Raw genomic sequence first — 13,562 nt, 5'->3', positions numbered from 1 at the left:
AGCGGGAATAGCAGATGTTTTTTTGCACCGAAAGCGAAGTGTCAGGTGCATGAGCTGAAGACCCCGCAGGAGCAGACAAAGGAACAAAGGCTAAGAACGCCACCTCGTGTGGCAACGACTTCGTGACCAACATCCTGTTGGCCTGAGGAGATCGAAGCCATGCCCGCGGAAAGCGTCCGCCTGCAGCGAAAATCATAGCGGAAACTTACGGTGATTGCTTATTTCTTTTTCTGTTTTTTTACGAAATGTTGCATTGTATGGTAAACTAGGGAAGATTCTTTTAAATCGGGGGAATTTGATGTGTGGAAATTTTATGGACTAGCGGCAATAGTCATAGCGCTTGATCAATGGACTAAATGGTTGATTGTTAATAATATGGAATTAGGCGAACGTATACCTATATTGGACCCTTATTTCGCACTACTTTCACATCGAAATCGTGGAGCAGCATGGGGAATGCTACAAGGTCAAATGGGCTTATTTACAATCGTTACAGTTGTCGTTATTATTGGAATCATTTATTATTTTCATAAAGAAGCAAAAGGCAAACCACTGTTTCAAGTCGGATTAATGATGCTACTCGGCGGAGCTATTGGAAACTTTATCGATCGTTTATGGAGAAGCGAAGTAGTAGATTTTGTCGATGTGTTAATACCAATCATTAACTATGATTTTCCTATTTTTAACATTGCAGATGCGGCGTTATCGATTGGCGTTGTGATGGTTATAATATTTATAATAAAAGAAGAACGAGCAGAAAAGAAAAAGGTGAAGTAATGGAAGAACTTACATTTGTAATAGAAAAAGAACAAGAAAAAGAGAGAATTGACAAAGCATTAGCCTCTTTTGATTCGGATTGGTCACGAACACAAATCCAAAACTTTATTAAAGATGGGCATGTGTTAGTCAATAACGAAGCAGCAAAATCGAATTATAAAGTCAAAGAAGGCGACGTTATTGTTGTCTCACCTCCGGAAGCAATACCACTAGATATTGTTGCGGAAAACTTGGATTTAAACATTGTCTATGAAGACGAAGATGTCGTAGTTGTATATAAACCGCGTGGGATGGTCGTACATCCAGCACCTGGACATACAAGTGGTACGCTTGTAAACGGGCTTATGCACCAAGTGAAAGATCTGTCTGGCATTAATGGAGTACTACGTCCAGGAATTGTTCACCGTATCGATAAAGATACTACTGGATTATTAATGGTTGCCAAAAATGATGTAGCACATGAATCATTAGTGGACCAATTAGTGAAAAAAACTGTGACGCGCAAATATACGGCAGTTGTACACGGACATATTCCACATGACAAAGGAACAATCGACGCTCCTATTGGACGAGATAAAAAAGAGAGACAAAGCATGGCAGTAGTAGATAACGGGAAGCATGCAGTGACGCATTTCCGAGTACTAGAACGATTTAATAAATATACGGTTGTAGAGTGTCAATTGGAAACAGGAAGAACACATCAAATCCGCGTGCATATGAAATATATTGGACATCCACTAGCGGGAGATCCAAAATACGGTCCGAAAAAAACAATTGATTTTAATGGTCAAGTGTTACATGCTGGAGTTTTAGGGTTTATCCAACCAAAAACAGGCGAGTATTTAGAGTTTTCTTCACCACTTCCAGAGGATTTCGAAAAATTATTAGAAGAATTAAGAAAACAATCCTTGATAAAAGAAGACGAGTAGATTATACTGAAAAAAGAAAATCGAATAGCTTCACCTTTAATAACAGTCCAGAGAGGCTGAGAAGGTATATGTGAAAGTGAATCACTATAGGTCTGCGGACTTTTGAGTGTACTTCACCCTATTTAATTACGCGCATACAACCTCTTGGGCAACTCTTGCTCAAGAGGTTTTTTATATTTCGGAAAGGGGAAATGAATGACGATGGCAGAAAAAGCAAGCATTTTAGACGAACAATCTATCAAACGTGCACTTACACGAATTGCACATGAAATTATCGAACGAAACAAAGGAATTGAACAGTGCATACTCGTCGGGATTAAAACGAGAGGCGCATTTTTAGCCGAACGACTTGCTAAGCGAATTGAAGAGATAGAAGGCAAAGCGATAAAAACAGGAGAACTCGATATAACTTTATATAGAGATGACTTATCGTTAAAAAATGGAACAGACGAACCATTAGTACAAGAAGTTGATATAACACATGATGTAACGAACAAGAAAGTAATATTAGTTGATGATGTGTTATACACAGGAAGAACGGTTCGAGCAGCGATGGATGCAGTAATGGATCTAGGGAGACCTGCACAAATTCAACTTGCAGTATTAATAGATCGAGGACATCGAGAGCTTCCTATTCGAGCAGATTATGTTGGGAAAAACATCCCGACTTCTAGCAACGAACGAATTATTGTTAAAGTATCAGAAAAAGATGGTTTAGATGCTGTTACTATCTTCGAGTAATAATTTAAGAAACAAAGGGAGGAATCGTACATGTCAAATACCGTATTAGATGTAAATGAAAAGCCGTCTGGAGGTCAACTCATCACATTAAGCTTCCAGCATATGTTCGCCATGTTCGGTTCAACAATTTTAGTGCCACAGCTAGTAGGATTAAGTCCAGCAATTGCTTTACTTACAAGTGGAATAGCGACAATTGTTTTCTTAATGATTACGAAATTTCAAGTTCCAGCATATTTAGGATCATCCTTTGCGTTTATCGCACCGATTATTATAGCTACTAATGGCAAGACTGAGCCGGGGAACGCAATGATAGGTGCCATGTTTGTCGGATTAGTATATGGTATCGTTTCGCTCATTATATGGAAAAGTGGATATAACTGGATCATGAAATTATTGCCGGCAATCGTAGTGGGACCAGTCATTATGGTTATTGGTTTAGGTCTTTCGGGAGTTGCCGTAGATATGGCCATGAATATTCCTATTGAAGGGACAGATATAAAGGAATATAGTTTCTTACACTTCTCAGCAGCTCTTGTAACATTGTTTACAGCAATCTTCTGCACCATCTATTTTAAAAACATTTTAAGTACAATGCCGATTTTAGTCGGTTTAGTAGTCGGCTACATATATTCTATCGCAATTGGAATTGTTAACTTTGAACCAATTAAAGAAGCAAAAATGTTCGCATTACCGGATTTCTTAATACCTGGTGTGCATTATGAATTTGAAATAACTACTAAAATATTACTAGTCATGGTGCCAATTGTTATTGTCACAATATCTGAACATATCGGTCACCAACTTGTATTAGGAAAAGTAGTGAATCGTGATTATATTAAAGAGCCGGGTTTACATAGATCTTTGCTCGGTGATGGGTTTGGTACGTTTGTCAGTGCATTAATCGGTGGTCCACCGAAGACAACATATGGTGAAAACATAGGAGTTCTAGCTATTACTAGAGTGTATAGTGTATATGTCATCATGGGAGCAGCAGTAATCGCTATACTATTATCATTCTTTGGAAAAGCAATGGCTGTTATTGCAACAATCCCAACAGCAGTTCTTGGTGGAGTTTCCATACTTTTATTCGGAATAATTGCCGCAAGTGGTTTAAGAATGCTAGTAGAAGCAAATGTAGATTTTGGTAATAGTAGAAACCTAGTTATTGCGTCCGTTATCTTAGTAATTGGAATCGGTGGAGCAAAATTCATCGTGTCTGAATCGTTAAGCATAGAGGGAATGGCTCTAGCGGCAATCATTGGGGTTATACTAAATCTGGTTTTACCAGGTAGAAAAGAAGCCGAAACGCAGGATTTAGGAAAAACTGAATAAATAACCTTTTAATAAGTTGAACAGAGAGTCAGCAAAGGGTTCGGATAGACTGGTTGGAACTTCGCTAAGAGATTCCTTTACTTGCCTATGCTTAATCGAACCTTCTTGAGACTTTTCAAGAAGTTTTTTTTATAGGAAAGAGGGGGATTAAGTTGGAAAACTTAGTAACGATGAAAGATTTATCGGTCGAACAAATAACAACTATATTAAAACAGGCAAAAGCTTTTCGAGAAGGTGCTGCCTCGACATTGAAAAATCAATATACAATGGCAAATTTATTTTTTGAACCAAGTACTCGGACCAAGATGAGTTTTGAAATGGCAGAACGTAAATTACAACTAAATGTACTTCCTTTCGACTCAGGTTTTTCAAGTACATTAAAAGGCGAGACGCTTTACGATACAGTGAAAGTTTTAGAAGCAGTCGGAGTGGATGCTTTAGTGATAAGACATGAACAAAACAATTTTTTCGAAGAATTAATAGGCAAAACGAAAGTAGCTATTATTAACGGAGGAGACGGAACAGGGAATCATCCAACACAAAGTCTTCTTGATATCTTCACCATTTGGGAAGAATTTGGGACAGTAGAAAATAAAATAATTACAATAGTCGGAGATATAGCGCATAGTCGAGTTGCAAGATCGAACGCAGATGCCCTTACAAGGCTTGGAGCAAAAGTACAATTTGTTTGCCCGCCTGAATGGCAAGGAGAATTTAAATGCGTTCACGATTTCGATGAAGTAATTGAGTCTAGTGATGTAATAATGCTACTTCGAGTACAACATGAAAGACATGAAGGAAATGGGAACTTTTCTAAAGAAGAGTATCATCAAACATACGGTTTAACAGTGGAAAGAGAGCGAAAAATGAAAAGTGATGCGATCATTATGCATCCAGCTCCATTTAATCGAAACGTTGAAATCGCGAGTGAACTAGTAGAATGTGACCGGTCCAGAATTTTTAAGCAAATGCAAAATGGTGTGGTCGTCCGCATGGCAATCACTGAAATGATCTTGAAAGGGAGAGAATAACATGACAAAAATTATTAAAAATGTTCAAATAGTTAACAATGCAGGAGACTTCGAAAAAACTTCGGTTGTCATTAATGAAGGGAAAATAGTAGAAATCGGAGCAAATGTAACGGCTGAACATGCTATTGTCATTGACGGAAAAGGAATGTTTCTTTCACCTGGATTTATCGATGTTCATGTACATTTACGTGAGCCAGGTGGCGAGCATAAAGAAACGATTGAGACAGGGACGAAAGCTGCCGCTAAAGGTGGATACACAACGATTTGTGCGATGCCAAATACTAGACCAGTACCAGATACAGCAGAAAACTTTTCACATGTGCTTGATTTAATAGAAACTAATGGATTAGTACGTGTACTTCCATATGCATCGATTACACTCCGCCAAGCTGGAAAAGAGCGAACAAATATCGAAGCATTGAAAAATCTTGGAGCATTTGCGCTGACAGATGATGGAGTAGGAGTACAAGAGGCCGGCACGATGCTTGAGGCAATGGAGGAAGCTGCGAAATTTAATCTCCCAGTTGTTGCACACTGTGAAGACAATACACTAATTTACGGTGGTGTGATGCATAAAGGAAAGAGAAACGAGGAATTGGGATTAAAAGGAATTCCATCCGTTTCAGAATCAGTACATATTGCGCGAGATATATTACTCGCAGAAGCCGCGGGAGCTCATTACCATGTATGTCATGTGAGTACGAAAGAATCGGTACGTGTAATACGAGATGCGAAAAAAGCAGGCGTACATGTAACGGCAGAAGTAAGCCCTCACCATTTACTACTTTGTGAGGATGATATTCCTTCAAACGATACGAACTGGAAAATGAATCCTCCCCTTCGAGCAAAAGAAGATATGCTAGCACTTCGAGAAGGCCTACTAGATGGCACGCTAGATTTCATTGCGACAGATCATGCACCACATACAGAGGAAGAAAAAGCAAATGGTTTTGAGAAGGCTCCATTCGGAATTGTCGGACTAGAAACAGCATTTCCACTTTTGTATACACATTTCGTGAAAACTGGAGATTGGACATTAAAGCAATTACTAGGGTTTTTAACGACTAAACCAGCTGATGTGTTTGGCTTTGAATTTGGAAAATTAGAAGTTGGGGCACCAGCGGATTTAGTTTTAATAGATTTGGAAAAAGAACAGGCAATTGATAAGGAAGCATTTTTATCCCAAGGAAGAAACACACCATTTAACGGATGGATTTGCACAGCATGGCCGCAAATAACTATTTATAACGGAGAAATTGTATGGCAGGAGGAGAACGTATGAAAACAAGATTTTTACTACTAGAAGATGGGACAGTATTTAAAGGAAATGCTTTTGGAAGCGAAGAAGGAACTATTGGGGAAGTTATTTTCACTACTGCAATGACTGGCTATCAAGAATCCATTTCAGACCCATCGAACTGTGGTCAAATCTTAACATTCACGTATCCAATGGTTGGAAATTATGGGATTAACCCAGACGATTTTGAGTCGATCGAGCTTGCTCTATCAGGAGTTGTAATTAGAGAGCTTGCGGAACAGCCATCTAACTTTAGAAGTCAACGTACATTAAATGAATTTTTGGAAGTAAAAAATGTCCCAGGGATTGAAGGAATTGATACACGCAAATTAACACGGATTATTCGCAATCATGGATCTTTAAAAGGGAAGCTTACAAAAGCTGGAGAAGAAGTGAACATCGAACAAGAAATAGAAAAACTAAAAGCTACTATTATTCCAAAAAATGTAGTAGAACAAGTCTCTATTACTCGTCCTTATCCAAGCCCAGGACGTGGAAAAAGAGTAGTACTTGTTGACTTTGGTATGAAGCACGGTATTTTAAGAGAATTAAATAAACGTAATTGCGATATTATAGTCGTACCATACAATACACCCGCAAAAGAAATTTTAGCAATGTTTCCGGACGGAGTTATGCTATCAAATGGCCCTGGAGATCCAACAGATATTCCGGAAGCAATCGAAATGGTAAAGGAAATTATCGGGCAAGTTCCGATTTTTGGAGTATGTCTAGGACATCAACTGATTTCTCTTGCAAGTGGTGCTACATCTTTCAAGTTAAAATTTGGGCATCGCGGGGGCAATCATCCAGTAAAAGATTTAACGACTGGAAGAACAGAGCTTACTTCTCAAAACCATGGCTATGCAATTGATGCAGACTCGATTGCTAACACTGAATTGGAAATCACCCATATTGCATTAAATGACGGTACTGTCGAAGGCGTAAAACATAAAAAGTTCCCAGTGTATTCTGTACAGTTCCATCCAGAAGGTTCGTCAGGTCCAGAGGATTCCGTTCACTTATTTGACCAATTTATCGAATTAATGAATGCTAATAGCAAAAAGGAGAGTTTACATGCCTAAACGTAAAGATATCGAAACCATATTAGTAATCGGTTCTGGTCCAATTGTCATCGGTCAAGCTGCAGAATTTGACTATGCAGGAACGCAAGCTTGTATTTCATTGAAAGAAGAAGGATACCGAGTAATTCTTGTAAACTCAAATCCTGCAACGATTATGACAGATACAGAAATAGCAGATAAAGTATATATCGAGCCTCTTACTTTACCTTTTGTAAGCAAAATTATTCGAAAAGAACGCCCGGATGCAATTTTACCGACACTTGGTGGTCAAACAGGACTGAATATGGCGATTGAGCTTGATGAATCAGGTATCTTAGATGAATTAGGAATTGAAATTTTAGGTACGAAGCTAGAGGCTATTCACAAAGCGGAAGACCGTGATCTATTCCGTACACTGATGAATGAATTAGGAGAACCAGTTCCGGAAAGTGATATTATCCATAATATGGACGAAGCGAAAGCATTTGTTGAACGGATTGGATACCCAGTAATCGTACGCCCTGCTTTCACGTTAGGAGGAACAGGCGGCGGTATTTGCCATAACGATGCAGACTTACTGGAGATCGTTACGAGCGGCTTAAAGTACAGCCCGGTAACACAATGCTTGCTAGAAAAATCAATCGCAGGATATAAAGAAATCGAATATGAAGTAATGCGTGACTCAGCAGATAATGCAATTGTTGTATGTAATATGGAAAACGTAGATGCGGTAGGAATTCATACAGGAGATTCAATCGTCGTTGCACCAACACAAACATTATCAGATCGTGAAAACCAAATGCTTCGTAATGTATCGCTTAAAATTATTCGTGCATTAAAAATTGAAGGTGGATGTAATGTGCAGCTAGCACTCGATCCGCATAGCTTCAACTACTATATTATCGAAGTGAACCCACGCGTAAGTCGTTCATCTGCACTTGCTTCTAAAGCAACTGGTTATCCTATTGCGAAACTTGCTGCGAAAATTGCAGTTGGTTTAACTTTAGACGAAATGATGAACCCAGTGACAGAAAAAACTTATGCATGTTTTGAACCAGCCCTTGATTATATCGTGGCGAAAATACCAAGATGGCCATTCGATAAGTTTGAATCAGCAAAACGTAATCTAGGAACGCAAATGAAGGCTACTGGAGAAGTAATGTCTCTAGGGCGTACGTTTGAAGAAGCAATTTTAAAATCAGTTCGCTCCCTTGAAACAGGTCACTTCCATATCGAAATGAAAAACGCTGAATCTATCACAGATGAATGGATGGAAAAACGTATTCGCCGTGCAGGGGATGAGCGCTTGTTCTTCATCGGTGAAGCACTTCGCAGAGGGGTATCGGTAGAGCAGATCAATGAGTGGAGCCAAATCGATTTATTTTTCTTAAATAAACTTCAAAATATTGTCCAATACGAAAAAGTAATTCGACTGAATCCATTTGATCAAGTAGTGTTATATAAGGCAAAACGAATGGGCTTTGCGGACAAAACGATCGCTAAGTATTGGAATGTACCAGAAATTGACGTGTATAACTTCAAGAAAGAACATGGCATCGTACCAGTATATAAAATGGTCGATACTTGTGCAGGAGAGTTTGAATCCGAAACTCCATACTTCTACGGAACATATGAAGAAGAAAATGAATCGATTCGCACAGACAAAGAAAGTGTCATCGTACTTGGATCAGGACCGATCCGCATCGGTCAAGGGGTAGAATTCGACTACGCAACCGTTCACTCTGTATGGGCTATTAAAGAAGCGGGATATGAAGCGATCATTATAAACAATAATCCAGAAACAGTTTCAACTGATTTCTCTATCTCAGATAAACTATACTTCGAACCATTAACGGTGGAAGATGTCATGCATATCGTAGACCTAGAACAGCCTAAAGGAGTAATCGTGCAATTCGGTGGACAAACGGCGATCAACTTAGCTGCTGCTCTAGAAGAAAGAGGTGTAAAAATTCTAGGGACTACTTTAGAGGATATCGACCGTGCTGAAAATCGTAATGAGTTTGAAGCTGCCTTACATGAAATCGATATTCCGCAGCCACTTGGTAAAACGGCGGTTTCAGTAGAAGAAGCAGTAACGATTGCAAACGAAATTGGCTACCCAGTTTTAGTTAGACCTTCTTATGTCCTTGGTGGACGTGCGATGCAAATCGTCTATAACGAAGGGGAGATTAAACATTATATGGAGCATGCGGTAGATGCAAGCCCAGAAAAACCAGTGCTAATCGATCGTTATTTAACAGGTACAGAAATTGAAGTAGATGCCATTTGTGATGGAGAAAATGTATTAATACCGGGAATTATGGAGCATATTGAACGCGCGGGAGTTCACTCTGGTGACTCGATTGCAGTATATCCACCACAAAAGCTGTCACAACAGCATATCGATACATTAGTGGATTATACTACTAGACTCGCAAAAGGTTTAAAAATTATCGGGTTAATGAATATTCAATACGTCATTTCAAAAGATGAAGTATATGTGATCGAAGTAAATCCGCGTTCAAGCCGTACAGTACCATTTTTAAGTAAAATAACTTCTATCCCAATGGCAAATATCGCAACAAAAGCGATTTTAGGTCAATCTATTATAGAGCAAGGCTACAAACCAGGGCTTGCTCCGAATAGTAAAGGTGTATATGTGAAAGTGCCAGTATTCAGCTTTGCAAAGCTTCGTCGAGTAGATATTACGCTTGGACCAGAGATGAAATCGACTGGGGAAGTAATGGGGAAAGACATCACTTTAGAAAAAGCACTATACAAAGGCTTAGTAGCTGCAGGTATGGAAATAAAAGACCACGGCTCTGTCTTAATGACAATTTCAGATAAAGATAAAGAAGAAGGAACGGAAATTGCAAAAAGATTTAATGATATCGGCTTTCGAATTATTGCTACAGCCGGAACTGCAGAAGCAATTCAAACAGCGGGTATTCCAGTAGATATTGTAGATAAAATTGGTTCAAAAGGTACGACAATACTAGATGTTATTCAAAAAGGAGATGCCCAATTTGTCATCAACACACTGACAAAAGGGATGCAGCCAGAACGTGATGGATTCCGTATCCGAAGAGAATCGGTTGAAAATGGTATCCCATGTCTAACATCTTTAGATACTGCAGAAGCAATGCTACGAGTTATTGAATCGATGACTTTTTCGACAGAAACAATGAAACGTGAGGAGGTTCGTTCATGATAAAACAAGAACAAATGCAAGTCGTAAATCAACAACAAATTGCGACGAACATTTTTGAGCTAACATTAATTGGGCAACTCGTACTAGATATGAAACAACCAGGTCAATTTGTCCATTTACGTGTATCTGATCAAATGGAACCACTCCTTCGAAGACCGATTAGTATTTCGTCAATAGATAAAGAAACACTGGAGTTTTCGATGATATATCGTGCAGATGGAAGAGGAACTACACTTCTTTCTGAAAAGAAACCAGGAGACCAAGTCGATGTACTTGGTCCTCTTGGTAATGGTTTTCCTATAGAAAAGATAGAAGCTGGTCAAACAGCATTGTTAGTCGGCGGTGGAATTGGGGTACCACCACTCTATGAGTTATCTAAACGGCTTGTGGAAAAAGGAGTAAAACCAATTCATGTACTTGGATTCCAATCAAAAGATGTAGTGTTTTATGAACGACAATTTCAAGAGCTAGGAGAAACACATATCGTAACGGTAGACGGATCTCACGGCCATAAAGGATTCGTCACGAATGCACTTGAAATATTAGAAGATGATTTTGCCGTTTATTACAGTTGTGGGCCAACGCCAATGTTATCTGCGCTGGAGAAAATGTATCCTGACAAAAAGGGGTATTTATCTTTTGAGCAACGTATGGGTTGTGGAATTGGCGCTTGCTTTGCATGTGTTTGTGAAACAACCGAAGAAACTGAAGCTGATTATGTGAAAGTATGTTCAGATGGTCCAGTGTTCCAGTCAGGAGTGGTTCGTGTATGAATAGATTAGCAGTTGAATTACCAGGACTTTCATTAAAAAACCCAATAATGCCGGCTTCTGGTTGCTTTGGATTTGGAAAAGAATATGCCAAATTGTATAATCTATCGCAACTAGGTGCTATTATGATCAAAGCAACGACATTAGAAACGAGATTAGGAAATCCTACTCCTCGTGTAGCAGAAACACCTGCTGGTATGTTAAATGCAATTGGATTACAAAATCCTGGACTTACAAAAGTTATGGAAAATGAACTTCCTTGGTTAGAACAATATGATGTGCCTATTATAGCTAATGTAGCGGGAACATTAACAGAAGATTATGTTGCAGTAGCGAAAAGTATTTCACAAGCTCCGAATGTGCATGCGCTTGAGTTAAATATCTCTTGTCCGAATGTAAAGCAAGGTGGTATTACATTTGGAACAGATCCAGTTGTTGCCGAAGAGTTAACCCGTGCTGTAAAGGAAGCTTCATCTGTGCCTGTATACGTGAAACTCTCACCGAATGTGACAAATGTAAATGAAATTGCTAAAGCAGTAGAAGCAGGCGGGGCAGATGGTATTACGATGATTAACACGCTACTTGGCATGCGTTTAGATACGAGAACTGGTAGACCAGTAATTGCAAACGTAACAGGCGGATTATCCGGACCAGCGATTAAACCAGTTGCCCTACGTATGGTATATGATGTAGCAAAACAAGTGTCTATTCCGATCATAGGAATGGGTGGTATTTCTACAATTGACGACGTGATCGACTTCTTATCTGCAGGAGCGAGTGCGGTTGCAGTAGGTACAGCAAACTTCGTAGATCCATTTGTTTGCCCAAATTTAATCGAGCAGCTTCCAGAAAAATTAGATGAGCTAGGATATAAAACAGTTTCAGAAATAGTCGGAAGGAGTCATCGATTATGAAAAATAATCCAATTATCGCATTAGATTTTGCTTCAGCAAATGATGCTTACAGCTTTTTATCACCTTTCGAACAATCACTTTTTGTAAAAGTAGGCATGGAGCTTTATTTACAAGAAGGACCAGCAATCGTCTATAAGTTGAAAGAAATGGGACATGATGTGTTTCTGGATTTAAAGCTTCACGATATTCCTAATACAGTTGGTCAAGCGATGAAAGGGCTAGCAAGACTTGGGGCGGATTTGGTTAATGTCCATGCTGCCGGGGGCGAGGCAATGATGATTGCTGCTCGAGAAGGATTAGAAGCAGGAACAACCGGGGGCAATAAAAGACCATCAATTATTGGCGTAACACAGCTTACGTCTACTTCTGAAAAGCAAATGCAAGAAGAGCAGCTTATTCAAACAAAGATCGAAGAATCCGTTGTCCACTATGCAAAATTAGCTAAAAGTGCTGGATTAGACGGTGTTGTAAGCTCAGTTCTCGAAGCCAAAAAAATAACGGAAGCATGTGGCAATGAATTTTTGAGAGTAACGCCAGGAATTCGCTTAGCAGAAGGGGAAGCACACGATCAAATCCGTGTAGCAACGCCTTCTAACGCAAGACTACTAGGTTCATCTCATATCGTAGTAGGACGTGCCATTACAAAAGCGGAAAACCCAGTTGAAGCTTATAGTACTATATTAAAAATGTGGGGGGAACAAGCATGACACTAGAAAATACAATCGCCAAAGCTCTTCTTGAAGTAGGAGCAGTAGAATTAAAACCAAATGATCCTTTCACATGGGCTTCCGGTATTAAATCACCAATATACTGTGATAACCGAATTACGATGTCATCTCCAACTATTCGAAAAGAAATAGCAAAAGGATTAGCAGAAGCAATCGAACAAAACTTCTCGGGAACGGAAGCGGTAGCAGGAACGGCAACAGCAGGTATACCACATGCTGCTTGGGTAAGTGATGTACTAGAGCTTCCAATGATGTATGTTCGTTCAAAAGCAAAAGAACATGGTCGTGGCAATCAAATCGAAGGTAAAATCGTTGCGGGTCAAAAAGTAGTTGTCATTGAAGATTTAATTTCTACAGGTGGTAGTAGCTTAATAGCTGTAGAAGCGCTGCAAAAAGAAGGCTTTGAAGTTCTTGGTGTAGTGAGTATTTTTACATATGGACTTCCAAAAGCGGAGCAAGCTTTTGAAGAAGCTGGCATCTCCTTTGTAAGTTTAACGAATTACGATGCACTAACAAACGCTGCAAAAGAAGAGGGAACAATCGCAGAATCAGATTTACCGATGCTTTCGAAATGGCATAATGATTTGAAAGAAGGATTGTTGAAATAAGAAGAAAAGACATTCACTAGTAGATTGGTGAATGTCTTTTTTAGTCTATACCTCTTTTAAATAACGAAATCTGAAATTAGTAAAACTGATTTTGCAAAACATAGTGATTGGAAATAAGAATTGTTGAAGTAAAGAGAAGAGTCCATCGATTTCTGATGGATTT

At 39.1% G+C, this 13,562-nt stretch carries 12 protein-coding genes; all 12 read left to right on the top strand.

Translation table 11 applies throughout. From position 1 onward, the window contains the following. Positions 1 to 300: 300 nt before the first annotated feature. The 12 genes from lspA (at position 301) to pyrE (ending at position 13,399) form a co-directional block, all read left to right on the top strand. Positions 301 to 777, top strand: a complete 477-nt coding sequence (lspA, locus tag BMZ04_RS01215; RefSeq protein WP_093263798.1) for a signal peptidase II — start codon at positions 301 to 303, stop codon at positions 775 to 777. After that, the gene (locus tag BMZ04_RS01210; RefSeq protein ID WP_093263793.1) at positions 777 to 1,706 is read left to right on the top strand and encodes an RluA family pseudouridine synthase; all 930 of its coding nucleotides are present in this window, start codon (positions 777 to 779) and stop codon (positions 1,704 to 1,706) included. Before lspA ends, BMZ04_RS01210 begins: the two co-directional genes overlap by 1 nt. A gap of 201 nt (positions 1,707 to 1,907) precedes the next feature. Continuing rightward, complete coding sequence (gene pyrR / locus BMZ04_RS01205; protein WP_093265437.1) at positions 1,908 to 2,447, top strand: bifunctional pyr operon transcriptional regulator/uracil phosphoribosyltransferase PyrR; 540 nt, start codon at positions 1,908 to 1,910, stop codon at positions 2,445 to 2,447. Positions 2,448 to 2,477: 30 nt separating this feature from the next. Then, positions 2,478 to 3,779 (top strand): solute carrier family 23 protein, encoded by a 1,302-nt coding sequence (locus BMZ04_RS01200; protein ID WP_093263788.1) that lies wholly within the window; start codon positions 2,478 to 2,480, stop codon positions 3,777 to 3,779. A 152-nt stretch (positions 3,780 to 3,931) separates the two neighbouring features. After that, positions 3,932 to 4,810, top strand: coding sequence for an aspartate carbamoyltransferase catalytic subunit (locus BMZ04_RS01195; protein ID WP_093263784.1), 879 nt, complete (start codon positions 3,932 to 3,934; stop codon positions 4,808 to 4,810). A gap of 1 nt (position 4,811) precedes the next feature. Beyond that, positions 4,812 to 6,092, top strand: a complete 1,281-nt coding sequence (locus BMZ04_RS01190; protein ID WP_093263780.1) for a dihydroorotase — start codon at positions 4,812 to 4,814, stop codon at positions 6,090 to 6,092. Continuing rightward, positions 6,089 to 7,189, top strand: coding sequence for a carbamoyl phosphate synthase small subunit (locus BMZ04_RS01185; RefSeq protein WP_093263776.1), 1,101 nt, complete (start codon positions 6,089 to 6,091; stop codon positions 7,187 to 7,189). Before BMZ04_RS01190 ends, BMZ04_RS01185 begins: the two co-directional genes overlap by 4 nt. Continuing rightward, positions 7,182 to 10,379 carry a carbamoyl-phosphate synthase large subunit gene (gene carB / locus BMZ04_RS01180; protein WP_093263772.1) on the top strand — a complete coding sequence of 1,066 codons (3,198 nt, stop codon included), beginning with the start codon at positions 7,182 to 7,184 and terminating at the stop codon, positions 10,377 to 10,379. The genes BMZ04_RS01185 and carB overlap by 8 nt, the downstream gene beginning before the upstream one ends. Continuing rightward, positions 10,376 to 11,152, top strand: a complete 777-nt coding sequence (locus BMZ04_RS01175; RefSeq protein WP_093263767.1) for a dihydroorotate dehydrogenase electron transfer subunit — start codon at positions 10,376 to 10,378, stop codon at positions 11,150 to 11,152. Before carB ends, BMZ04_RS01175 begins: the two co-directional genes overlap by 4 nt. After that, positions 11,149 to 12,063 carry a dihydroorotate dehydrogenase gene (locus BMZ04_RS01170; protein ID WP_093263763.1) on the top strand — a complete coding sequence of 305 codons (915 nt, stop codon included), beginning with the start codon at positions 11,149 to 11,151 and terminating at the stop codon, positions 12,061 to 12,063. The genes BMZ04_RS01175 and BMZ04_RS01170 overlap by 4 nt, the downstream gene beginning before the upstream one ends. After that, complete coding sequence (gene pyrF, locus BMZ04_RS01165) at positions 12,060 to 12,770, top strand: orotidine-5'-phosphate decarboxylase (protein ID WP_093263758.1); 711 nt, start codon at positions 12,060 to 12,062, stop codon at positions 12,768 to 12,770. The genes BMZ04_RS01170 and pyrF overlap by 4 nt, the downstream gene beginning before the upstream one ends. Next, positions 12,767 to 13,399, top strand: coding sequence for an orotate phosphoribosyltransferase (pyrE, locus tag BMZ04_RS01160; protein WP_093263753.1), 633 nt, complete (start codon positions 12,767 to 12,769; stop codon positions 13,397 to 13,399). The genes pyrF and pyrE overlap by 4 nt, the downstream gene beginning before the upstream one ends. Positions 13,400 to 13,562 lie beyond the last annotated feature (163 nt).

The sequence above is a fragment of the Psychrobacillus sp. OK032 genome (assembly GCF_900111345.1).
GTDB lineage: Bacteria > Bacillota > Bacilli > Bacillales_A > Planococcaceae > Psychrobacillus.
This window is presented reverse-complemented; position numbering and strand designations above follow the sequence as displayed.